The following is a 22938-nucleotide window of genomic DNA, read 5'->3' as shown; positions in this document are numbered from 1 at the left end:
GTCCAACACGAGATTAAGGAGACACTCTATGCAACTTAAGAGTTTGCTGGCCGGTTCGGCCATGTTGGCACTGCTGGCTGGCTGTGCAAGCAGCCCCATGGAGCAACAGCAAGAAGAGGCGGCTACCGCACAGCAAAATTATCAAGGTTCACTACCTTGCCGTAACTGTGATGGTATTGATCTGGACGTCACGATGGTGGGTGAAGAGATGGGCGCGGCTGAAGAGCGCACCTTCACTCTGAACGCTTCTTACCGTAACCATCCTCAAACACCGCCGGATGAAAACTATGCGGGTAACTGGGAAGTGCTAACCGGTACGCCTTCCGATCCGGACGCCACTGTTTACGAACTGACGCCAGATGGCGATGGTCAAATCTACTACTTCATGCGTATTGATGAGAGCACGTTGGAGTTGATTGATCCAGAGCGTCGCCGCTTTGAAAATGGTGAAATGCTGCAGCTAAAGCGTCAATAAGACGTTAGCCAGTAGTACAAAAGGCGGCCACTGGCCGCCTTTTGTGTTTGCTGGCACTCATGAGCACAAAGTACGCGACAGTAAGTGATGAATACTAGCGGCAGCCAAGCGTAAGTTGCCACTTAGTGACAGCAACAGTAGGAGTGTAATGGCAGTGGCCAAAGCCAAAAGCGCCTTTGTGTGTACCGAGTGCGGCGCCGAATACCGTAAGTGGCAGGGGCAATGTAGCAGTTGCCAAGAGTGGAACACGCTTAGTGAAGTGCACTTGGCGAGCGCTCGCCCTGGCGGCGGCGCAGCCCCCGGTCGATCTGGTTACGCGGGTGATCTGTCACGCGAAGTGATCGACCTGGGCAATGTGGATCTTAGCGAAGTACCCCGCATGAGCTCCACTTTCGCAGAGTTTGATCGCGTGCTGGGCGGTGGGCTTGTGCCCGGCTCGGCGGTGCTTTTGGGTGGCAATCCTGGCGCGGGTAAATCGACCCTGCTGCTGCAAACGGCCTGCAAGTTGGCCCAGCAGCGGCGTATCCTCTATGTAACCGGTGAGGAGTCGCTCTCCCAGGTAGCGATGCGTGCGCACCGCCTACAGTTGCCTACCAATGGCTTGAAAATGTTGGCCGAGACCAGCGTGGAAACCATCTTGGCGGTGTCTGAGCGGGAGAAGCCAGAGATTCTGGTGATTGACTCCATCCAAACCATGCATCTGGAAGATATCAGTTCTGCACCCGGTGGCGTTGCTCAGGTGCGCGAGTCAGCCGCGGCGCTAACGCGCTTCGCCAAAAAGACTAATACGGTTTTGCTACTGGTGGGGCACGTCACCAAGGACGGTTCGCTGGCGGGCCCTAAAGTGCTTGAGCATATGATTGATGCCTCGCTGCTATTGGAGGGCGGCGCCGACTCACGCTTTCGTACCCTGCGAGGGCAGAAAAACCGCTTTGGTGCCGTCAACGAGCTAGGCGTCTTCGCTATGCTTGAACAGGGCCTTAAAGAAGTTAAAAACCCCAGTGCGATCTTTCTTTCTCGCCAGGAGGAGCAGGCGCCAGGTAGTTTGGTGATGGTGGTGTGGGAAGGCACACGGCCGATTCTGGTAGAGGTACAGGCGCTGGTGGATGAGTCCGCGCTGGGTAACCCTCGTCGGGTAGCGGTTGGCGTGGATCAAAACCGTTTAGCCATGCTGCTGGCGGTACTTAATCGCCACGGTGGGTTATTTACCGGCGACCAGGATGTGTTTTTGAACGTCGTCGGCGGTGTCAAAGTGCTCGAAACCAGCGCCGACCTGGCAGTACTGCTAGCGGTGGTTTCTAGCCTGCAAAATCGCGCGCTACCCAAAGAGCTAGTGGTATTCGGTGAGGTGGGGCTATCGGGCGAGATACGCCCTGTGCCCAGCGGTCAAGAACGCATTGCCGAAGCGGCCAAGCATGGCTTTCTACGTGCCATTGTGCCGCGGGCTAACGCACCCAAGCAAGCGCCTAAGGGCATGGAGGTGATTGCCGTGGATAAGCTTAGCGATGCGCTGGATGCCCTGTAGCCTGAACGATACTGGGTTAAACTGATGATATTCCCCCAAGTGCCAAGGAGAGACACGATGAGTTCGATTCGCTTGACCCAATATAGCCACGGCGCGGGCTGTGGCTGCAAAATCGCCCCGGACGTGCTGGATGGCATTCTTGCCAAGGCGGGGCCAGCGGCGGGCCATAAGCGGCTTATCGTCGGCAATCAAGGACGCGAAGACGCGGCCGTCTACGATCTGGGCGATGGCCGCGGCATGATTGCCACCACGGATTTCTTTATGCCCATTGTCGACGACCCCTTCGATTTTGGGCGTATCGCGGCGACCAATGCCATCAGCGATGTATACGCCATGGGCGGCACGCCGGTGATGGCGTTAGGTATTCTCGGCTGGCCGCTGGATAAACTCAGCGCTGAAGTGGCGGGGGACGTAATGGCCGGCGCCCAGGCGGTGTGTCGCGAATTAGGCGTTGCCCTGGCGGGCGGTCACTCCATTGATGCGCCCGAGCCGATTTTCGGGCTCGCGGTAAATGGTTTAGTCGACCTGGATAAGCTCAAGCTAAACAGCACCGCCAAGCCCGGTGATTTACTGTTTTTAACCAAGCCGTTAGGTGTGGGTATGCTAACCACGGCAGAGAAACGTGGCTTGTTGGAAATGGGCCACCATGGTCTTGCTCGTGAAACCATGCTCAAGCCCAATAACATTGGTGTGAAGCTTGCCAATGTAAAAGGGGTGAACGCCATGACTGATGTCACTGGTTTTGGATTGGCGGGCCACCTTGCTGAAATGTGTCAAGCCAGTAACGTCATGGCCCAGATTGATTTCCGTAAGTTGCCTCGTCTGGCTGAGGCAGAGTCCTACCGCCGCCAAGGCGCCGTGCCTGGCGGTACACTGCGCAATCGTGATGCGCTGGGAGAGAGCCTGCCGGCCATGGATGATGCCCACTGGCAGTGGCTGTGTGATCCGCAAACCTCCGGTGGTTTACTGCTAAGCGTTGACCCTGCCTGGGAGGATGACGTTGAGCGTATTGGCCGCGAGTTCGGGCTTTCATTGCGCTCATTTGGCGTCATGAAGGCGCGCCAGGGTAAAGTCTCCGTTGAGGTGGTCGGGTGACACTGGCCACAAACCCAGCCACCACACCGGCGGTATTGAGTTTACTCAGAGAAGAGCGGCCACTAATAGATGTGCGTGCCCCGGTAGAGTTTGCCCAGGGCGCGCTGCCCGGTGCCGTCAATCTGCCCTTGATGGTCGATGACGAGCGTCATCAGGTGGGCATTGCTTATAAGAAGCATGGTCAAGCCGCGGCGATTGAGCTGGGCGAGCGTTTAGTCAGTGGCGAGGTCAAGCAGGCTCGGATCGCAGCGTGGCAGAGGTACTTAGCCAAATACCCAGATGCATTGATTTACTGCTTTCGCGGTGGACTGCGCTCGCAAATTGCTCAGCAGTGGCTGGCAGAAGTCGGTATCTCAAGGCCACGGCTGGAGGGGGGCTGGAAAGCCATGCGCCAAGCGCTCTGTGCGCGTATTGATGCGGCAGCGCTCCAGCCGATGTTGGTGGTCGCGGGGCTGACCGGGTGTGCAAAAACAGCGCTGATTAATCAGCTCGATAACGGCGTCGATCTAGAGGCCTATGCGCACCACAAAGGCTCTGCCTTTGGGCGCAGGCCCGAGGAGCCTGCTACCCAAATCAACTTCGAGCATGCACTGGCCAAAAGGTTAATCGGGCTGACGGAAGGGCTGGTCATCGAAGATGAGTCCCGTCAGATTGGCAACGCCAATATTCCCTTGAGCTTCTGGCGAGCGCAGCAGCAAGCGCCGCGGGTGCGTATCGAAATGCCACTGGATTGGCGCCTTGCTCAGATTCAGCAGGATTATATTATCGACCTGGAGCAGGCCTATGCCGCTCGTCATGGGGCCTACCAGGGCTGGCAATTAATGCAGGCGCAGTTAAGTAATGCGCTTATCCGGCTAGGAAAGCGCTTGGGCAACGCGCGGCTTCAGCGCTTGCAGCGGCTGCAGGCGTTGGCATTCAAAGAGCATACCCAAGGCAATCCCCAAGCCCATGAAGCCTGGCTCGCGCCGCTGCTCACCGAGTACTATGACCCGCTTTACCGGCACCACTTAGAGAAGCAGCGCGCCGCTGCGCCGCCAGAGATTCATGTGGGCGATTGGGACAGCTGCCTAGAGGCCGCCAGGCAGTGGAGCCACTGACGGCTTTATAGTTTGCTCTTGCTACGGTTACGCTGCTTTAAGCCACTGGGTCATCAGTCGGTCGAGCTGCGGCGCGAGATGAATAAAGCGGTTGGGGTCTGCTAATATTTGGCTCGCATCCTGAACATAGCGGGTAGCGGAAGGTGACGCACTGGGCCACTCGGCGGTGCCCAGCAGCTGTTTTACGCTAACCGATGTGGCTTCCAGGTGGCACAGCAGGCCGATGACACGACCTCTGTCCCAGGCAAACCCTTGCAGCGGTGCTGCTTCGCTACCGCCTAGGGGCAGCGCATCGTCGGGTAAACTGAAGACATAGCGATGCCACATAAATGCGGTGAATGTTTCGGGTAAATCCAGCGAGCTCTCCGGCGCTAGGGTGACCGTATGCCAGCCTGTTTCAGTATAAGTGCCAGGTGCCACCACTGAGCCCAGCGCCTGGGCTATCCAATGGGCGCCTACGCCAATACCCAGCAGCGGTTTTTGGCCATCCAGATAGCGGTTGATGAGTTTATCTTCGGCTTTAAACCACGCCGGTGGTTGGCTGAGTAGCTCCTCTGGGCCATCCAGTATAATCAGTGCATCAGACTCATTTGGGCGGGGGGTTAGCTCGCCTGCGTAGAGATGAAAAACGGTGTAACTATGACCCATACTGGTTAGCCAATCGGTTAACCGGGCGGGGCCATGGTCAGGGCCGTGCTGTAGCAGATGAATATGCATGGTAATCTCCTCGCCGGCCGTACAATCATTAAAGCGCTGGGGAACCGCCCCAAGCGTAGAGAGACGATAACGTACCCGCTACTTTTCACCAATATCCCACGTCAAGCGATCCAGGAAATCAGTATGGTGTCTAAACCCCAGGGCTTTTACCAACGGTTACAAGAACTCCCGCTACCTGCCCAGCAAGCCTTTATGGCGGCGTTGTGTGAGCGTTTGCTGCCTAACTATATGCTTTATGAGCAAACCACCGGCCAGGGTGATAGCCATACGCTAGGTACCGTGCTGAGTTTGGTCTGGGAGCGGCTTAATGTGCCTAATGCCAGTATCGACTTTGCCCGCCAAGCGGAAAAGTTAGCCGAGTGTGAGCCGCCGGAAGAGGATGATAGCTTTGGTGCCCGGCGCGCCCTGGATGCAGTGGTGTCGGTCTCAGCGCTGCTGGACACCCTGCAAGGCGACTCCCCAGAGGCCGTGCTGGATGTGAGTCGCACCTCCCGAGCGGGCGTACGCGCCTTTATAGAACTCACTGAAGGCGAGGTGGACGCGCAGAAGCTAGCGCTGATTATTCGCGACCATCCGTTGATGGACGACGAAAACGATTTTCAGGATGCCGTCTTGGAAGCCGTCAGCGAACCGCTGGATAAGGCGTCGCTGAAAGAGGTGCGTGAATTAGGTCGCAATGGTGGCATCAGCAATCTGGGTTTATCGCTAGACGACGCTGAGGGGTAGCGACTAAAAGCGCACTCCTGCGGTTATCATCATGCCTGCAGCGCCGAAAATGATCAGGTCTGACTCAAACTGACCCCATTGTATGCCGATGCTAGGCAGAGCTGCTGGGGCGATTTCCAAGTGATTAAGCGGGATTTTGTCGCGATACTCACCCTGGTAGCCGCGCAAGAGCCCACCGGTTAGTTTGGCGCGCACGTTTATCCCCTGATCGGTTTGCCAAAGAGGGAACTCCCGCCCTGCATAGAAGTACCAAGAGGGTTGATCAAAAGAGTTTTTGAACCAAGCCCCGCCCGCTAACCAGTGATTCGGATTATGCAGTTCAATGCTAACCAGGTCTTGCTGGTTAGTGTGTTCCGGCTCGGGGCTGAAGTGGCGGGTATAAAGACTGGTTTGCACCAGGGTATGATCCCACTCCAACGACGGAGGCCAATCAGAGAACGCTGTAGCAGGCATGCTGAATAGCATGCCTGCTAGCCATCCCCACCATGGGTGTGAATGAAACATTCGAAGTTCCTGGTCGATAAAGGGCATTTAAAGCCGCATTTCGATACCGCGTTCGGCCATATAGCGCTTAGCTTCAGGAATGGTGTACTCGCCAAAATGGAAAATACTGGCGGCCAGCACCGCATCGGCACCACCTTTGAGGACGCCATCCACTAGGTGATCCAGGTTGCCCACACCGCCTGAGGCGATCACTGGAACGCTCACCGCTTCGGAAATCGCGTGGGTTACGCCCAGGTCAAAGCCAACCTTGGTGCCGTCGCGATCCATACTGGTGAGCAGTAGCTCGCCCGCCCCGAACTCAACCATCTTCTTCGCCCACTCAACGGCATCAAGGCCCGTTGGGCGGCGGCCGCCGTGGGTGAAAATCTCCCAACGGGGCGTTTCACCCTCTTTGGAAACCCGTTTAGCGTCAATCGCCACCACGATGCACTGGCTACCAAAACGCTCGGCGGCTTCGCGCACAAACTCTGGGTTAGTGACCGCTGCGGTATTGATCGAGACCTTGTCTGCTCCGGCGTTCAGCATGGTGCGAATGTCGTCACAGCTGCGAATGCCGCCGCCGACGGTCAGCGGAATAAACACTTCGCCAGCAATGCGCTCGACCATCTCTACCGTGGTGTCGCGGTCTTCGTGGCTAGCGGTAATGTCGAGAAAGGTGATTTCATCGGCGCCCTGCTGGTTATAGCGTTGGGCAATCTCCACCGGATCACCGGCATCGCGAATGCCGACAAAATTAACGCCTTTGACCACGCGCCCGGCGTCTACGTCCAGGCAGGGGATAATGCGCTTGGTAAGGCTCATGAACCGCCCCCCGTCAGTTGGTCGCTCAGCCGCTGAGCTTCGGCAACATCCAAGCTACCTTCGTAAATTGCCCGACCGGTAATAGCGCCCAGGATACCGCTGTTAGCAACCTCGCAGAGTGCTTTGATGTCGTCCAGGTTGGTCACACCACCGGAGGCAATCACCGGCAAACCGCCTTCGCGGGCAAGCGCAGCGGTGGCTTCGACGTTGACGCCTTGCATCATGCCGTCGCGGGCAATGTCGGTATAGACGATGCTAGAGACACCGTCGTTGGCGAAACGCTTGGCCAGCTCAGTGGCTTTTACCGTGGAGACTTCGGCCCAGCCATCGGTGGCGACATAGCCATCTTTGGCATCAAGTCCAACGATCACATGGCCGGGAAAAACGCGGCACATCTCGCCCACAAAAGCGGGCTCTTTCACCGCTTTGGTGCCGATAATGACGTACGAGACACCGGCGCTTAAGTAGTGCTCGATGGTTTCCGCACTGCGAATGCCGCCACCGATTTGAATCGGCAGGTTGGGGTAGGCTCGGGCGATAGCGGTGACAGCGTCACCGTTCACCGGTTTGCCTTCAAAGGCACCGTTCAAATCCACCAGGTGCAGGCGACGGGCGCCAGCTTCTACCCAGCGCGCCGCCATGGCCACCGGATCATCGCCGTAGGAAGTTGCGTCTTCCATGCGACCCTGCTTCAACCGGACACACTGGCCGTCTTTGAGATCAATAGCGGGAATTACCAACATACAAAATCCTCTCAGGGCGTCCAGGTAACAAAGTTTTCAAGCAGGCGAAGGCCCGCACGGGAGCTTTTTTCCGGGTGAAACTGCACCGCGAAGGTCGCGTCACGGCCAATGGCAACGTGGGCGCTTACCTTGCCGTATTGGGTCGTACCAAATATTTGTGCATCTTCATCGGCATTAACGTAGTAGCTATGCACGAAGTAAAAGTGTTCGCGATTATCAATACCTGCCCAGAGAGGGTGTTCATGGTGCTGCTCTACCACGTTCCAGCCCATGTGCGGTACTTTCAAGCGCTGCTCGTGGGCGTCGCGCATATCGCCAGGAAAACGATCTACACTGCCTTTAAAGAAACCCAGGCACTCTACGCCGCCATTCTCTTCGCTGCGCTCCAGTAGCATCTGCTGGCCCACGCAGATACCCAGCAGCGGTTTAGCCTGGCGGGTTAAGATATCCTCTACCAACCCGCGTAACTCGGTGCGCTCGAGTTCGCCAACGCAGTCGCGAATGGCCCCTTGGCCAGGCAGCACTAAACGCGTTGCGCCGAGTATACGGCGCGGGTCGCGGGTAATGACGACATTCTCATGGGTCACATGCTCCAGCGCTTTGGCTACAGAATGAAGATTGCCCATTCCATAGTCGATTACAGCAATGGTCATGAAGCGCTCCTTGTGGAGGTAGACAAAAAGAGGCGAGCGGCATAGCCGGTCATACAGCCCGTCATGTAGCGCAGCATTACAAGCTCCCTTTGGTGGAAGGCATTTGGCCTGCCATACGCGGATCTTCCATCACGGCCATGCGGAGTGCTCTGCCAAAGGCCTTGAAGATCGTTTCCGCCTGATGGTGAGCATTAAAGCCTTTGATGTTGTCGATATGCAGCGTCACGCGGGCGTGATTGACAAAGCCCTGGAAAAACTCCCAGAACAACTGAGTGTCCAGGCTACCGATAGTGTCGCGGGTGAATTCAACATTCATAAACAGGCCAGGTCGACCAGAAAAGTCGATCACTACCCGGGAGAGTGCTTCATCAAGAGGAACATAGGCGTGACCATAACGGTAAATGCCGCGCTTATCGCCAATTGCTTCAAAAAAAGCTTGGCCTAGCGTAATACCCAGGTCTTCTACGGTATGGTGGTCGTCAATATGCAGGTCGCCAGTGGCGTTGATGTCGAGATCGATCATCCCGTGGCGAGCAACTTGATCAAGCATATGATCCAGGAACGGAACGCCGGTTTGGCAGCTAAGACGGCCTTCGCCGTCGAGATTGACGCTGACCTTGATCTGCGTTTCGTTGGTGTCACGGCTAACCGTGGCAATACGCGCTGACATGTTGCATCTCCTGCGCTGAAGCGCACTCTGAGGGACGGCTGGTGGCGATCATCAACTTACCACTGATTTGATCAGCCTGTGGCGAAGCGACCATTATAGTGAATCGGCGCCCTCATCCGCTACAATGCGCGAAATGTAGCCGCAATCAATTGCGGCAGAAATAGCAGCCAGGCTGCTTTGGCGAAGAGGATTTCACCATGCCGGTGACACTGCACCATGTCGACCAGGCCCGTTGGGAAGCCGATGAGCAGGTGCGCCTTGATCTTATGCGCATCTACCAGGATGCGCCCCAAGAGCGTATGCCCACCCCAACGGTTGAGCCATTTATTGAGCAACATTTTGCAGGCCAGCACTTTTTTGCCTGCGCACTCTTCAACGATCGGCTGCTGGGGGCCGTCGCCGTTCAGGAGGGCGCAGACCGGGCGTGGTGGCTGTCTGAGCTCTGCGTGCGCAAAACCACCCGTCGCCGTGGCGTCGGTTCGCGCTTGATGGCACTGCTTGGCGAGCAAGCCAAGCAGGAAGGCCGCGTCCTGCGCATTGAAACGTCCACTTTACCACTGGCCGACCGTGTGCTGCTCTCCAAGCTAGGTTACCGGCCAATGGCCAATCCAGAAACGCCGGCAGCGGGTATGCCCGCCACCAGTGATTTTGTTGAGTTAGACCCACAAGGGAAAGGGTAATGAAACAGCTATTACGTATCTTGCTGGCAGCGGTCGGCATTCTCGCCATCGTTGCGGTCGCCGCCGTGGTCTATGTGACCACCTTTCTGGATCCAGAAGACTTTAAGCCCCGATTAACTGCTGTCGTGGAAGAGCAAACGGGACTCAACTTGGCGTTGGAAGGCCCGATTACCTGGTCATTTTACCCGCGTATCGGTGTCAGTGTAGAGAAAGCCCGCGCCTGGTTGCCCGAGCAGACAGAAGAGAGTGCCGCCTTTGCCGCTATTGACCGCGCCGAGGTAAGCGTCGCATTCGGCCCGCTACTGCGTGGAGAAATAGCCGTTGACGGCCTAACCTTGGACGGTATGCGCCTTAACTTAGAGCGTGATGAACAGGGTGAGGGTAACTGGGAACCCTTGTTAGAGCGCCTCTCTGAGCACAATGAAAGCGCCGCTGAAACGGTGCTGGCGCCCGCCAGTGCTGGCCCAAATGCGGACGCCGGTAGCTTGGCCGTGGTGTTGAGTATTGCCAGCGTTGAAGTGAAAAACGCCGACATTCGCTTCCGCGATGCGCAAACCCAAGCACTGTGGCGTATGCAGCAACTGAATATCTCGGGTAGCAACGTTAACCCGCTGCGCGCCTTTCCGCTGAAGGCTATGTTCACACTGACCAAACATAACCGGCTCGATGCCGAGGTATTGGAGCGTGCCCCTGATCTGACCAGCGATATCAATCTCGAAACTCGCGTGCGGCTTGGGTTGGCAGATAAGCTTTTCGCTCTGGAAAATATGGCGCTGACCACTCGAACCTCCAAGGGTACAGAGAGCGAGCCACAGCAGCTGAGCTTGAAGGCGACCGAACTGGTTGCCCGCATGGGTGAGCAGCAGCTCACTATTAAAGAGGGACTGCTTGAGACGGGTCTGCGCAATGCGGATAACTGGCAGGGCAGCTTGGCGTTGGCGCTCGCCTTTGGTCTGGAGAGCGATTGGCAGGCGCAAACGGCGCAGTTGAAAGACTTGCAGCTCACCGGGCCGGATGGTCTAAGGGTGAGTGGGCACCTTAACATTGAGCAGTTGCGCGATGCCCCCCGTTATCGTGGTCAGCTAACCGCTGCCCCCTTTACGCTACGCCCCTGGCTTGCCCGTGCTGGCGTTACCCTCACCACCGCGGGCGAGGCTGCGCTCAGCGATGTGGCCATGACCAGCCCTATCGAAGGTGATGCCGAGCAACTCTCTTTGCCTAGCCTCTCGTTGGTAGTCGACGACAGCACCTTTACCGGCGAGCTAACGGCGGCGCTGAATGGCTCACGCCTGGCGTTTGATTTAGCCGGTGACCAACTAGACCTTGATCGCTATCTTCCCGGTGAGGCCACCGCCAAACAGGCGAGTCGCGGCTTGCTACGTAAAGCCTTTGCTCAGGAAACCAACACATTAGTGCCGCAATCGTTGCTCAGCGGGCTGGCGCTAGAGGGCGACCTGAGCGTGGATACGCTTATTTTTGCGGGCCTGACCTTCAACAATCCGCGCTTGCAACTGCGTGGCGACGACGGCGTTCATCGGCTAACGGCGTTTGAGTCAGGCTTCTACGAGGGTGAGCTCAGCGCTACCGGTCAGGTTGATGCTACGGATTCCATCCTTGAGTGGGCGCTATCGCCGACTATTAACAACGTCCAGGTGGCACCGTTGATTGAAGCGATCAGCGAAAAAGAAGAGGCATCACCACTGCGCGGCCGCTTTAATTTAACCGGAGATGTCACCAGTCAGGGCAATACTCGTGAAGCACTCATCGGCAACCTCAATGGCGCGCTTAATGCTCGTCTAAACGAAGGCGCCATTTTAAATACCAATATCTCCAAGCAGATGTGCGAACTGGTTGCTCAGTTAGAGGGGCAGGGCACTTTGCGGGATTGGCACACCGATACGCGCTTTGAGCGTTTTGATGCTACCTTCCAAATTAGCAACGGCTTAGTGGAGAGTGATGACCTGCTGATCACCCTGCCCGGCATCGATGTGCGTGGAGAGGGCGAGTTGGATCTCGCCAGCTTGAACTTTGATACTCGTGCTAATGCTCGCTTGGTCGACACCGCCGACGCGGCCTGTGAAGTTAATCCGCGTCTGGAACAACTGCCGCTGCCCGTACGCTGTGAAGGTAATCTTGGCGATGAACGCACCGAGTGGTGCCGGTTCGACCGTGAGATGTTCCAAACCGCTGTGGTTGACCTGCTGCGCAATGAAGCGGGGGATCGTGTTAATGAAGAGCTGGAGGAGCGCCTAGGCGACTCTTTAGATGAGTTAGATGAACGCCTTGGCGAAGGCGCTGCTCAAGAGCTTCGCGATGGCCTACGCGGTCTGTTCAACTGAGCATTGATGCAGGATGTAAAGTGACGCATTTCTAGAAACAGTAAGTGCTGCGCCGGCCTAAACGCCGGCGCTTTTTTATTGGTTGCTGTTTCATATACCCATTTCTGTTTAAGGAGCGTGCATGGCAGATATGCCCGCGCCGCGGCTAGCGGCAAGCGAATTCCAACAGCGCCTACTGGACTGGTTCGACCGCTACGGCCGTCACGACTTGCCGTGGCAGTCGCCGCGAAGCGCCTACCGGGTGTGGGTGTCGGAAATCATGCTGCAGCAAACCCAGGTCGCCACCGTTATAGGCTATTTTGAGCGTTTTATGGCGCGCTTTCCTACCCTGGAGAGTCTCGCCAAGGCCCCACAGGATGAAGTGCTGCACCTCTGGACGGGCCTTGGCTACTACGCCCGTGCGCGCAACTTGCATAAAGCCGCCCAGGTTGCGTGGGAGGAACACAATGGCGAGCTGCCGACGGAAAGTATCGATACGTTAGTGGCTTTGCCTGGTATTGGTCGCTCCACCGCTGGCGCTATCCTTGCGCAAAGTACAGGGCAGCGGGCGGCTATTTTAGATGGCAATGTAAAGCGCTCACTCACTCGCCTGCATGCGCTGCCCGGCTGGCCGGGCAAGCCTGATGTGGAGAGAAAGCTGTGGGCGCTGGCGGAGTACTACACTCCAGCCGAGCGCCTGGCGGATTACACCCAGGCAATGATGGATTTTGGTGCCATGCTATGTAAACGCAGTAAACCAGACTGCCTGAGCTGTCCATTTAACGATGTCTGTTTGGCCTACGCCCAAGGCGAGCCAAAGCGCTACCCGGAATCCAAACCTAAAAAGGCGCTGCCCACACGACAAACGATCATGCTGATGCTGCGTGACCCTAAAGGCCGGATATGGCTGGAGAAACGCCCTCCCAGCGGTCTGTGGGGCGGGTTATGGAGTTTGCCGCAGTTCGAGAAGCACAGCGAACTCAACGACTGGCTTGAAGACAACGCCGTTAACCCTAAGCGGGGAACTACGGCACCTAGCTTTTACCACACCTTCAGTCATTTTCGCTTAGAGATTACCCCGCAGCCGGTGAGCTGCGATAGGCTGGGCGGTGTTCGCGAAAGCGGCGTATGGTACGACGTTAACCATCCGCCCGAACTGGGCCTTGCTGCCCCCGTTAAAGCGCTGCTCAGCCAGCTAACGCCCTTTAGCCTCAATCCAACGCCAGGGCACGCCTAAGCGTTTGCTAACTGATTGGATGAGATCATTGAATGAAGACGCAGAACCAGGAGCACGTTATGAGCAATACCGTTTTTTGCCGCAAGTACCAAAAAGAGCTGGAAGCTCTGCCGTTCCCGCCTTTGCCGGGTAAGCAGGGGCAGGAGATTCAGGCCACCGTTTCCAAGCCCGCCTGGGAAGCATGGCAGGCGTTGCAAACCCGCCTGATCAATGAGAAACACCTCAACATGCTCGACCCTGAATCCCGTGCGTACCTAATGGATCAGATGCAGCGCTTCCTGGATAACCAGGAAACCGACCAAGCCGAAGGCTATGTACCGCCGACACAGGCATGAAACCAGGGAATGTTCGTGCTGAGTGGCGAGTGTTGTGACTGAGCAGTGGACTTGTAAACACTCGCTATAGGTAGGTTTATGCAGGAGGCCAAGCTAGCGGTGGCGTAGGAAAAAAGCCCCCTAAGCATCGGTATCGAAAGAAAGTTTCACAAAGGTGTTGACGAAAAGCGGCGTTTTTAGTTTAATACGCACCGTTGGCAGCGGCCAGATAGCTCAGTTGGTAGAGCAGGGGATTGAAAATCCCCGTGTCGGCGGTTCGATTCCGTCTCTGGCCACCACACTGCTGGGGTATCGCCAAGTGGTAAGGCACCGCTTTTTGGTAGCGGCATTCCCAGGTTCGAATCCTGGTACCCCAGCCATTGCCAACAAGATTTCTTGTTGATTGTAGAGCCTAACAGCGAAGCAATCATGTTCTCAAGAAAACGTGAAGCGCCGACATAGCTCAGTTGGTAGAGCAACTGACTTGTAATCAGTAGGTCCCGGGTTCGACTCCTGGTGTCGGCACCACTAATTAGTGGTTAAAAGTTAAGCGTTGGAGAATTAGATTAAGCCGTCCGAAAGGGCGGCTTTTTCGTATCTGCAGTATCTATCCAGTATTGACGTTATCCACACCCACTACTTAGATATGCCTGTGGATAACGAGCTATCCATAATGCTTGCTTTCATCAGCATATACGTCAGAAAACCAGCCAATGTTATAACCTTAAAGATAATGTTGCCTGCCCATAGTGCTAATAAAGATGCACTGCCTCGAAGGCCGCCAATGGTTCACTGTCATCGCCCAGCAGCACAAGCTTTGAGCCATCCACACTCCATGCTGTTACTTGCTTGAGTGCGGCTAGAAAATTTCGCTCAGTTTTCATTTGAGGCGCAGGGCAGGCCATTTTAGTGCTGGCGATTTGCCCAAATGCGATGCGATCGTTTGCCATCAGGTAGCTGCCCATCAGGGTATTACAGCCGGTAGCGCCGGCTAAGCGGGAAGCCTCTTGATGAAGAACCAAGTGCGCTTCACGGAAATTCTCATGGGTGACGACCGGCGCTCCATCAAGCGTCACCAGCTTCCAGTAGGTGTTGATCAATGCTTCATTAGGGTGATGCGCTGTCTCGTGGGTATCCATTGTTGCTGAGGAGCACCCGGCGGTTATTAATAGCGCGCTGATAAATCCATAATTCGGTAGCCGCCTTTTCAAAGCATGATTTCCCATTTAGTTAGATAAAAAGATGAGTAACATTAGCCGCTATCATTGTGGCTTGAAGTGAGCTGTTTAGGTGACTTATTGCCTAACAAGCCACTTTTCAATTTTTTTCACGTAACCTACGTTATCAAACCAGAAATTATGCCTTGCGAGGGAATTTTAGTGGTCTAGGCTACTGCCTGCACGACGTTACAACCGTGCTCTTTGTTTATATGTACGCTAATCTTTATACGTGCAATATGTTCGATCTGAAACCTAATCATACAAGGAGTGGATTAGATGACAGTCAAAAGCACACCGCTAAATGCTGTAACCGCCCATAAGCAATATAGCGAAATGGCCGATACACCTAACGTTCATACTACTAATAGGAACGTTCGCAGTACGCAGGGTCAGCGGACACAGGGTCAGGATGCCTACCCGTCGCGCTTAGCCAGTGCTCCTGCACAAACCTGGCTGCCACGCCAAGATGCAGTGGTTAAGGGGCGTCAGCTTTCCGGCCCTTTAAGCCAGGCGCAACTTGATGAGTTTGAGCGTAAAGGGTTTCTGTTTATTCCCAACCTCATTGAAGGCGCAGAGCTTGAAGAGCTGCGCCAGGAAATGAAGGCGCTGATGAGCAACGATGAATATCTCAATCAAGACTTCAGTGTCACTGAGCCAGAGAGCCAGGAAATCCGCTCGCTATTTGCGGTGCACTTCCTCTCTGAGCGGTTGGGAAAGCTGGCCAGCGATGAGCGTGTCGCGGGCGCCGCTCGTCAAATTATTGGCGACGACCCTTATGTGCATCAGTCGCGTATTAACTATAAGCCTGGATTTGCCGGTAAGGGTTTTAACTGGCACTCCGACTTTGAGACCTGGCACGCGGAAGATGGCATGCCTGCGATGCACGCAGTTAGCGCATCGCTGATCTTAACCGACAACCATGAGTTCAACGGCCCGTTAATGTTGATTCCCGGTTCGCACAAAAAGTTTGTGCCGTGCTTAGGGGAAACGCCTGAAGATAATCACAAAAGCTCGCTGAAAGCACAGGAAGTTGGCGTGCCAAGCCCCGAGGCACTTACCGAGCTAGTGGCTGAACACGGTATTGAAGCGCCAAAAGGCAAGGCGGGCGGTTTGCTGCTGTTTGATTGCAATACGCTGCATGCTTCTAACGCCAACCTGTCACCTGACCCGCGTAGCAACGTATTCTTTGTGTTCAATCGCCAGGACAATCGCTGCCGGGAGCCTTATGCGGCGGCTAAACAACGGCCTGATTTCCTGGCTCATAGCCCTGATCAGCAGGCTCAGCAATATCGCTAACGTGCAGTGGGGAAACAAATTCATGGCTGAAGGGTGTGGAACCTTCGTATAGGTGGGGTAAACTGTTGCGCCTGTCGTTGCAAATGCGGCACGCATAATGAGAAGGAGAATACCCGCCATGCGTTTTGTTCCACAATTTACCGATGGCCAGGAGTTTCCCCACCCGCTGGGCAAGGTTGTCTGCATTGGTCGTAATTATGCTGACCATGCGAAAGAGTTGGATAATCCGGTTCCCACAGAGCCGCTGCTATTCATAAAGCCCTCCACCAGCGTTGTGGATCTCGCTAAACCGCTGGATCCGCCGTTTTCACTCGGTGACATGCATTTTGAAGTCGAGCTTGCGTTGTTGGTGGGTGAAACCTTAACCCACGCCACCCTGGATGAAGCCGAGCGTGCGATTGTCGGTATCGGGTTAGCGATGGATCTAACGCTACGCGATGTACAGACGAAGCTAAAAGAGAAAGGGCACCCTTGGGAAATCGCTAAAGGCTTTGATGGTGCTTGTCCGCTTTCGGCGTTTCTGCCGCTAAGCCGTGTTCCTAACTGGAATGCACTAGCATTCACGCTTGAGATTGATGGTGAAGAACGTCAGCATGGTGAAGGTGCTGATATGATTTTTGCGGTACCTACGCTGGTTGCCGAAATGAGCCGCCACTTCACATTGGAGCCGGGCGATGTGATTTTGACCGGTACGCCTTCAGGGGTTGGTGAACTGGTTCGCGGTTCAAAATTACGTTTAACCCTGACCGGCGGTTTGGAAGTTGAAACCAGCGTTGTCGAGTAGCGAATTGCTAGACAGTGTGGGATCGTAAAGAAACGCCACCCCAAAAATCAGGGTGGCGTTTCTGTTTGGCATAACCCAACACTTGCTATTTAGTGTGGGCTATTCAAGACGAGCTGTTCAAGACTGAGTTTCAAGATCGGTTATTCAAGATAGGTGTAGCCTTCCAGCCCTTCGCTTAGGCTCGCTGCGAAGCGCGCTTGCTCGTCAGCAGTAAAGCCGCTTGCGGCTAGCTGGTCGGTAAGCTTCTGCTTGAGCACATTGGCATTGAAGTTGACGTAGGCAAGCACCTGGGCCACCGAGTCCCCGGCTAGCGGGTTAGATAGCGTCCACTCGCCATCTGCATTGAGCGCAGCGTCTACGGAGTCGGTGTCGCCGAACAGGTTGTGTAAGTCGCCAAGAATTTCCTGATAGGCGCCCACCAGGAAGAACCCCAGCCAGCGTTCATCCTCTGAAGCCCACTCTGGAAGCGGCAGGGTGCTCTCTACGCCTTGGCCATCGACATAGCTGTCGATGCGGCCGTCGGAGTCGCAGGTAATGTCCTGAATCACTGCCCGCCGGGTGGGCGCTTGATCCAGCCCGCTAAGAGGCAGTACCGGGAAGATCTGCTCGATACCCCAAACGTCAGGCACTGATTGAAACAGAGAGAAGTTGACGAACAGTTTATCGGCGAGCTTCTCCGCCAGCTCGTCCATAATTTCCCGATGGGCACGGTTACGGGTATCCAGCTGGGTGCGCAGTCGCGCGCAGGCGGCCATATAGACCCGCTCGCCTTCAGCGCGGGCGGTGATGTCACTCAACCCCATCACAAAACGTTCCTGCAACTCGCTCACCGCTTGAAGCAGGTCGTGCCAAGCTTCGACCAACATGCGCGGTTCTTGGGCAGTGGCGAGTTGTTCGAACACACGCCAAAGTAACTCAACTTGAGTATCCTCTTGGGCGTGTCGTTCAGGCGGGGTGTCATCAATACGCTCTTCGCCAATCACGTTGGTGATCAGCACCGCGTGGTGGGCGGTCAGCGCGCGGCCTGATTCGCTGATGAGATGAGGCTGGGGCAGATCCGCCTCTTGGCACAGCTGGGCAAAGGCGCTGACGACGTTACGGGCGTACTCTCGCATCGAGTAGTTGGCGGAGCAGAAGCTGCGTGAGCGAGTGCCTTCGTAATCGATGCCCAGACCGCCGCCTACGTCCACGGTGTCAATGGGCGCACCCAACTGCATCAGGTTCTGGTAGAAGCGCGCGCACTCGCGGAGACCGCGCTGAATATCGCGAATATTGGCGATCTGGGAGCCCAGGTGGAAGTGCACCAGCTGAAGACTTTCCAGCGCCTCCTCGCGACGCAGCGTGTCTACCACCTCAAGAATTTGGCTGGCGGTGAGGCCGAACTTAGATTTCTCGCCGCCGGTATTCTGCCATTTGCCTTTACCCACCGAGGCTAGGCGGGCGCGAAGGCCAATACGCGGAGTAACATCCAGTTCTCTCGCCTCTTCCAAAATCAACTGCAGCTCGGAGAGCTTTTCGACCACCAAATAGACCTTGTGGCCGAGTTTTTCACCCAGCAGGGCAAGCCGCACATACTCGCGGTCTTTGTAGCCATTGCAGACAATCAGCGAGGAGCCGCCGTCGGAAAGCGCCAGCACTGCCAGCAACTCGGGCTTACTGCCCGCCTCCAGCCCCACACGGCCATTGCCGCGCTCGGCGGTAGCCAGAATTTCTTCGACCACCCGGCGCTGCTGGTTCACTTTAATCGGATAAACGGCGGTGTAGCCGCCCTGGTAGTCGTAGTCGCTCATGGCGGCATCAAAAGCGCCACACAGCTGCTCCACCCGATCGTGAAGAATATCGCTAAAGCGTACCAGCACCGGCAGGCGCAGCCCGGCACTTTGCAGCTGACGAACCAAGCCGCTCAGCGGTAGTGCCGGGCCTTCCGCATCACTACCCAGCGGCCGCACCAGGGCCTGGCCTTGGTCATCAACATCGAAGTAACCGCTACCCCATTGATCGATATTCCAGGTGCGCCGTGCGCGAAGGGCAGGGCTAGTCGTCGCCATCACACTCATGCAGAAACCTCAGGTAGCGGCAGTGCACCGTGGGCAATGCGCGCAGTTAATATGGTTCGAAAACGCTCGGGGTCGTGGGGCGTCAAATCGTGGGCCGGAGGGTCAACATAGACCACCAGCAGGCGTGACAGCCAGTAGCGCAGTGCTGTCATGCGCAGCATGGTGGGCCATAGCTCCCGTTCATCTGCCGTTAACGGCCTGCGCGCCAGGTAGGCGCTCAACAGCGTATTGTAGCGCTCAGCGTTGAGCGTGCCATCGTCATTAGAGGCCCAGTCGTTGACCACAATCGCCAGATCAAACAGAAGATCCCCAGTGCAGCCGTTATAAAAGTCGATAATACCGCCAAGCTGGTCACCCTCAAACAGGGTGTTGTCGCGAAACAGATCACCATGCAGGGCGCCTTGGGGCAATTCACCGTGTTGCATAAAGGCGCTTTCGAAATCGTCGACTTCGTCCTTCATCAACGTTTGATCCGCGGGGCTTAGGTAACTCAAAACTTTATGGTGCATCACGTGCAGCCAGTTGAGATCCCGCGGGTTGGGGCGGTGGCCGGGAAAATGTTTTGAGACCACGTGTAGGCGACCCAAAGTATCGCCTAAGGCACGGCATTGGGCTAAATTGGGCGCTTCTGGATGGCGGCCAGGCAGGCGCGGAAATAGCAGCGCCGGCTTGCCCTCCAGGCTATGCAGCGCGATCCCTTCACGATCGTGAATCGTGCCGGGCACCGGTAAACGGTGCTCGTCCAAGTAGTCCAGCAGTTCGACAAAGAACGGCAGTTCCGCGTGCTCGCCCTGTTCGAACAGGGTTAACACCAGCTCGCGGTGGTCGGTAGTCACAAAAAATGTCGAATTTTCGGTGCCGTTCGCGACTCCCTTAAGGGAAACAAAACTGCCCACATCAAATTTTTCTAAAAACGCGGCGACCTGTGCGTCGCTAAGCGGAGTAAATACAGCCATGAGAGTCTCGCCCAGGTTGCTAAGCCCATTATTGTAGCGGCTTGGTCGCTCAGTTGGCAGCGTTGTTGTGATAAGAGAGTCGAGTTTGGTTCTGCAGGCTGCCTGTGCAACGCGTATCATATGAGTCACTCTTATTGGCAATTCTTTGAAGCAATTTTATTTAACAATGGAACTTGGTTATGGCTCGCGCTCCGATCGTCCTCGTCGATGGCTCTTCCTATCTGTACCGTGCCTTTCATGCGCTGCCGCCGCTAACGACCTCCAATGGTCAGCCAACGGGCGCGGTGAAAGGCGTGTTGAACATGCTCAAGCGGCTGATTAAGGATTACCCTGAAAGCCCTATGGCCGTGGTGTTTGACGCGCCGGGCAAAACCTTCCGTGATGAGCTGTACAGCGACTATAAAGCGCACCGTCCGCCGATGCCTGATGATCTGCGCAGCCAGATCGCGCCACTGCACGCCTGCGTAAAAGCGCTAGGCCTGCCGCTGCTGTGTATTGAAGGCGTCGAAGCGGACGATGTGATTGGCACCCTGGCCCATCACGCCACCCAAGCGGGCCGCGATGCAGTGATCTCCACCGGCGATAAGGATATGGCGCAACTGGTCAATGCCCATATCACCCTGGTGAATACCATGAAGGATGAAACCCTGGACGAGGCGGGCGTGGAAGAAAAATTCGGCCTGCCGCCCGCATTGATTATCGATTTTCTCGCCCTGATGGGTGACAAGGTCGATAACATTCCCGGCGTGCCCGGCGTAGGGGAAAAAACCGCTATCGGCCTGCTACAAGGCATGGGTGGTGGGCTGGAGACCATTTATGGCGATTTAGAGCGAGTAAAAACGCTCACCTTCCGGGGCGCCAAAACCCTTCCCAAGAAGCTTGAAGAGCATCGCGAGCAGGCGTTTCTCTCCTATCAGTTGGCCACCATCAAAGTCGACTGCGAGTTGCCGGTAGGACTGGATGATTTGGATATTGCCCATCCGGATCGTGAAGCGTTGGTCACCCTGTATAAAGAGATGGAGTTCCGCCAGTGGCTGGGCGAGCTGCTGGAAGGCAAAGACGAAGGCGTGGATGACGTTAAAGGTGGCGAGCCTGCGCCTGCAAGCGCCGAGGAAGTTAGTAGCGAATCCGAGAATGCGAGCACTTCTGTGCAAGCCTCTGTCCGTGAAGATCAGGTCATTCTCGAACAGGCAGACTTCGAGCGCTGGCTGGATCGACTGCAAAACGTCGAGCGCTTCTGCTTTGATCTGGAAACCACCAGCCTTAATTACATGGACGCAGAAATCGTCGGGGTTGGCTTTTCGCTGGAAGCGGGGGAGGCGGCTTATATTCCGCTTGCCCACGACTACCTGGATGCACCTAAGCAGCTTGACCGCAAAACGGTGCTGGCGGCGCTAAAACCGCTGCTGGAAGACCCGACAAAAACCAAGATTGGCCAAAACCTCAAGTACGACATTTCCGTGCTGGCCAACTATGCGATTTCCGTGGCAGGTCCTTTTGCTGACACCATGCTGGCCTCCTATGTGCTCAACTCCACCGCCACCCGGCACGATATGGATTCGCTGGCGCTCAAGTATCTGGGTGAAAAGACCATTTCCTTTGAAGAGATTGCCGGTAAGGGCGCCAAGCAGTTGACCTTTAACCAGATTGCCCTGGAACAAGCGGCGCCCTATGCCTGCGAAGATGTTGATATTACCCTGCGGCTGCAGCAAACGCTGCGTCCCCAGGTCGAAAGCGAAGGGCGCCTGGCCGAAGTGTTAGACAATATCGAGCTACCGCTGATCAAGGTGCTCTCGCGCATTGAACGCAACGGGGTAGCGGTAGATGCCGAGCTACTGCACAAACAGAGCCAACAGTTAGAGCAGCGCATTGGCGAGTTAGAACGTGAGGCGTTTGAGCTGGCCGGGCGCGAATTTAATCTCGGTTCGCCCAAGCAGTTGGGGCAAATTCTGTTTGAAGAGCAGAAAATCCCGGTGCTCAAGAAAACCCCTAAAGGCGCGCCCTCTACCGCCGAAGGCGTGCTGGAAGAGCTGGCGCTGGATTACCCGCTGCCCAAAGTGATTATGCAGCACCGGGGGCTGGCCAAGCTGAAGTCCACCTACACCGATAAGCTACCCCGCTTGCTCAATAAAGCTACTGGCCGGGTGCATACCAGCTACCACCAAGCGGTTACCGCGACCGGGCGGCTGTCGTCGTCGGATCCCAACTTACAAAACATTCCCATCCGTACCGAAGAGGGCCGCAAAATTCGTCAGGCGTTTATTGCCCGCCCCGGCTACCGTATCGTCGCCGCCGATTACTCGCAAATTGAGCTGCGCATTATGGCGCATTTATCTGAAGATAAAGGGCTGCTGGAAGCGTTTGCCGAAGGGCGTGATATTCACACCGCCACGGCGGCAGAAGTCTTCGGCACCTCCCTTGAAAAGGTATCTGGCGATCAGCGCCGCAGCGCCAAGGCGATCAACTTTGGTTTGATCTATGGCATGAGTGCCTGGGGGCTGTCCCGCCAGTTGCATATCGAGCGCAACCAGGCGCAAACCTACATTGATCGCTACTTTGACCGCTATCCCGGTGTGGCCCGCTATATGGAGCGTATTCGCTCCCAGGCAGCTGAAGATGGCTTTGTCGAAACCGTGCTGGGGCGGCGGCTTTATCTACCGGAAATTCAGTCGCAAAACCGTAACCGCCGCCAAGGCGCCGAGCGCACTGCGATTAACGCGCCGATGCAGGGCACTGCCGCCGACATTATCAAGCAGGCGATGATCGACGTGGATGCATGGCTAGCGGAAGGCGAGTTCGATGCGCTGATGGTGATGCAGGTGCACGATGAACTGGTGTTTGAGGTAGCCGATAAGCAGGTCGAGGCGTTTATCGAGCAGGTGCAAAAGCGCATGCAGGGCGCGGCTGAACTGAAAGTGCCGCTAATTGTGGAAGCCGAGAGTGGCGCCAATTGGGATGAGGCGCACTAGCAGCCTGTCGGACTTAACACTGATCTACTGCGAATCCGTGCTTCTCGCGACGATCGGTCAAGCCCGACAGGCTGCTAGGTTGGCTTGGAGGGCATTTTGTC

The 22938-nt window shown here is 56.0% G+C and carries 21 protein-coding genes and 3 tRNA genes; 15 read left to right on the top strand and 9 right to left on the bottom strand.

Annotated elements, in window-relative coordinates; translation table 11 throughout:
- The first annotated feature begins 28 nt into the window (after nt 1-28).
- The 4 genes from KF947_RS06960 to mnmH all read left to right on the top strand — a co-directional run bounded on the left by KF947_RS06960 (nt 29) and on the right by mnmH (nt 4192).
- Entirely contained in the window at nt 29-475 is a 447-nt protein-coding gene (locus KF947_RS06960; protein ID WP_133732045.1) for a copper resistance protein NlpE N-terminal domain-containing protein, read from the top strand.
- Between the two features lie 154 nt (nt 476-629).
- Nucleotides 630-2000, top strand: coding sequence for a DNA repair protein RadA (gene radA / locus KF947_RS06955; protein WP_053857190.1), 1371 nt, complete (start codon nt 630-632; stop codon nt 1998-2000).
- Between the two features lie 57 nt (nt 2001-2057).
- A complete protein-coding gene (selD, locus tag KF947_RS06950) occupies nt 2058-3095 on the top strand; it encodes a selenide, water dikinase SelD (protein ID WP_133732046.1) in 1038 nt (345 codons plus the stop codon).
- Complete coding sequence (gene mnmH, locus KF947_RS06945; protein WP_227405799.1) at nt 3092-4192, top strand: tRNA 2-selenouridine(34) synthase MnmH; 1101 nt, start codon at nt 3092-3094, stop codon at nt 4190-4192. Before selD ends, mnmH begins: the two co-directional genes overlap by 4 nt.
- 27 nt (nt 4193-4219) lie before the next feature.
- On the opposite strand, the gene KF947_RS06940 is transcribed toward mnmH, so the two are convergent.
- Complete coding sequence (locus tag KF947_RS06940) at nt 4220-4909, bottom strand: type 1 glutamine amidotransferase (RefSeq protein ID WP_227405798.1); 690 nt, start codon at nt 4907-4909, stop codon at nt 4220-4222.
- A gap of 123 nt (nt 4910-5032) precedes the next feature.
- Here KF947_RS06940 and KF947_RS06935 point away from each other — a divergent pair, with 123 nt between their 5' ends.
- The gene (locus KF947_RS06935; RefSeq protein WP_227405797.1) at nt 5033-5635 is read left to right on the top strand and encodes a YjaG family protein; all 603 of its coding nucleotides are present in this window, start codon (nt 5033-5035) and stop codon (nt 5633-5635) included.
- A gap of 3 nt (nt 5636-5638) precedes the next feature.
- Here the strand turns inward: KF947_RS06935 and KF947_RS06930 are convergent, their stop codons facing one another.
- The 5 genes from KF947_RS06930 to hisB form a co-directional block, all read right to left on the bottom strand.
- Nucleotides 5639-6139, bottom strand: coding sequence for a hypothetical protein (locus KF947_RS06930; protein WP_227405796.1), 501 nt, complete (start codon nt 6137-6139; stop codon nt 5639-5641).
- Between the two features lie 27 nt (nt 6140-6166).
- The gene (gene hisF, locus KF947_RS06925) at nt 6167-6940 is read right to left on the bottom strand and encodes an imidazole glycerol phosphate synthase subunit HisF (RefSeq protein ID WP_227405795.1); all 774 of its coding nucleotides are present in this window, start codon (nt 6938-6940) and stop codon (nt 6167-6169) included.
- A complete protein-coding gene (hisA, locus tag KF947_RS06920) occupies nt 6937-7683 on the bottom strand; it encodes a 1-(5-phosphoribosyl)-5-[(5-phosphoribosylamino)methylideneamino]imidazole-4-carboxamide isomerase (protein ID WP_227405794.1) in 747 nt (248 codons plus the stop codon). The genes hisF and hisA overlap by 4 nt, the downstream gene beginning before the upstream one ends.
- 11 nt (nt 7684-7694) lie before the next feature.
- Nucleotides 7695-8336 carry an imidazole glycerol phosphate synthase subunit HisH gene (gene hisH, locus KF947_RS06915; RefSeq protein ID WP_223288920.1) on the bottom strand — a complete coding sequence of 214 codons (642 nt, stop codon included), beginning with the start codon at nt 8334-8336 and terminating at the stop codon, nt 7695-7697.
- A 76-nt stretch (nt 8337-8412) separates the two neighbouring features.
- The gene (gene hisB / locus KF947_RS06910) at nt 8413-9006 is read right to left on the bottom strand and encodes an imidazoleglycerol-phosphate dehydratase HisB (RefSeq protein ID WP_009288591.1); all 594 of its coding nucleotides are present in this window, start codon (nt 9004-9006) and stop codon (nt 8413-8415) included.
- Between the two features lie 197 nt (nt 9007-9203).
- Between hisB and KF947_RS06905 the strand changes: the two genes are divergently transcribed.
- The 7 genes from KF947_RS06905 to KF947_RS06875 all read left to right on the top strand — a co-directional run bounded on the left by KF947_RS06905 (nt 9204) and on the right by KF947_RS06875 (nt 14083).
- A complete protein-coding gene (locus KF947_RS06905; RefSeq protein ID WP_009288590.1) occupies nt 9204-9686 on the top strand; it encodes a GNAT family N-acetyltransferase in 483 nt (160 codons plus the stop codon).
- A complete protein-coding gene (locus KF947_RS06900) occupies nt 9686-12025 on the top strand; it encodes an AsmA family protein (protein WP_133732052.1) in 2340 nt (779 codons plus the stop codon). The genes KF947_RS06905 and KF947_RS06900 overlap by 1 nt, the downstream gene beginning before the upstream one ends.
- A 121-nt stretch (nt 12026-12146) precedes the next feature.
- Nucleotides 12147-13241: an A/G-specific adenine glycosylase gene (mutY, locus tag KF947_RS06895; protein WP_227405793.1), complete on the top strand. Its 1095-nt coding sequence runs from the start codon at nt 12147-12149 to the stop codon at nt 13239-13241.
- Between the two features lie 59 nt (nt 13242-13300).
- A complete protein-coding gene (locus KF947_RS06890) occupies nt 13301-13576 on the top strand; it encodes an oxidative damage protection protein (protein WP_223288922.1) in 276 nt (91 codons plus the stop codon).
- 202 nt (nt 13577-13778) lie between these two features.
- A tRNA-Phe gene (locus KF947_RS06885) sits at nt 13779-13854 on the top strand.
- A gap of 6 nt (nt 13855-13860) precedes the next feature.
- Nucleotides 13861-13935 (top strand) — tRNA-Gln (locus tag KF947_RS06880).
- A gap of 72 nt (nt 13936-14007) precedes the next feature.
- Nucleotides 14008-14083: transfer RNA gene (locus KF947_RS06875), tRNA-Thr, on the top strand.
- 224 nt (nt 14084-14307) lie between these two features.
- Here KF947_RS06875 and KF947_RS06870 read toward each other — a convergent pair.
- Nucleotides 14308-14694: an META domain-containing protein gene (locus KF947_RS06870; protein ID WP_166650393.1), complete on the bottom strand. Its 387-nt coding sequence runs from the start codon at nt 14692-14694 to the stop codon at nt 14308-14310.
- A gap of 357 nt (nt 14695-15051) precedes the next feature.
- On the opposite strand from KF947_RS06870, the gene thpD reads away from it, so the two are divergent.
- Both thpD and KF947_RS06860 read left to right on the top strand, forming a co-directional pair.
- Nucleotides 15052-16071, top strand: coding sequence for an ectoine hydroxylase (thpD, locus tag KF947_RS06865; protein ID WP_133732056.1), 1020 nt, complete (start codon nt 15052-15054; stop codon nt 16069-16071).
- A 118-nt stretch (nt 16072-16189) separates the two neighbouring features.
- On the top strand, nt 16190-16855 hold the full coding sequence (locus KF947_RS06860) for a fumarylacetoacetate hydrolase family protein (RefSeq protein ID WP_133732057.1): 666 nt from the start codon (nt 16190-16192) through the stop codon (nt 16853-16855).
- Nucleotides 16856-16995: 140 nt separating this feature from the next.
- Here KF947_RS06860 and speA read toward each other — a convergent pair whose 3' ends face one another.
- Nucleotides 16996-18912, bottom strand: coding sequence for a biosynthetic arginine decarboxylase (gene speA / locus KF947_RS06855; protein ID WP_227405792.1), 1917 nt, complete (start codon nt 18910-18912; stop codon nt 16996-16998).
- The gene (locus KF947_RS06850) at nt 18909-19868 is read right to left on the bottom strand and encodes a homoserine kinase (RefSeq protein WP_133732059.1); all 960 of its coding nucleotides are present in this window, start codon (nt 19866-19868) and stop codon (nt 18909-18911) included. The genes speA and KF947_RS06850 overlap by 4 nt, the downstream gene beginning before the upstream one ends.
- Before the next feature lie 179 nt (nt 19869-20047).
- Here KF947_RS06850 and polA point away from each other — a divergent pair, with 179 nt between their 5' ends.
- Entirely contained in the window at nt 20048-22837 is a 2790-nt protein-coding gene (polA, locus tag KF947_RS06845; RefSeq protein WP_227405791.1) for a DNA polymerase I, read from the top strand.
- Nucleotides 22838-22938: the final 101 nt, after the last annotated feature.

Origin of the sequence: Halomonas sp. FeN2 (genome assembly GCF_020595105.1) — a bacterium.
In the GTDB taxonomy this organism is placed as follows: domain Bacteria; phylum Pseudomonadota; class Gammaproteobacteria; order Pseudomonadales; family Halomonadaceae; genus Vreelandella; species Vreelandella neptunia.
This window is presented reverse-complemented; position numbering and strand designations above follow the sequence as displayed.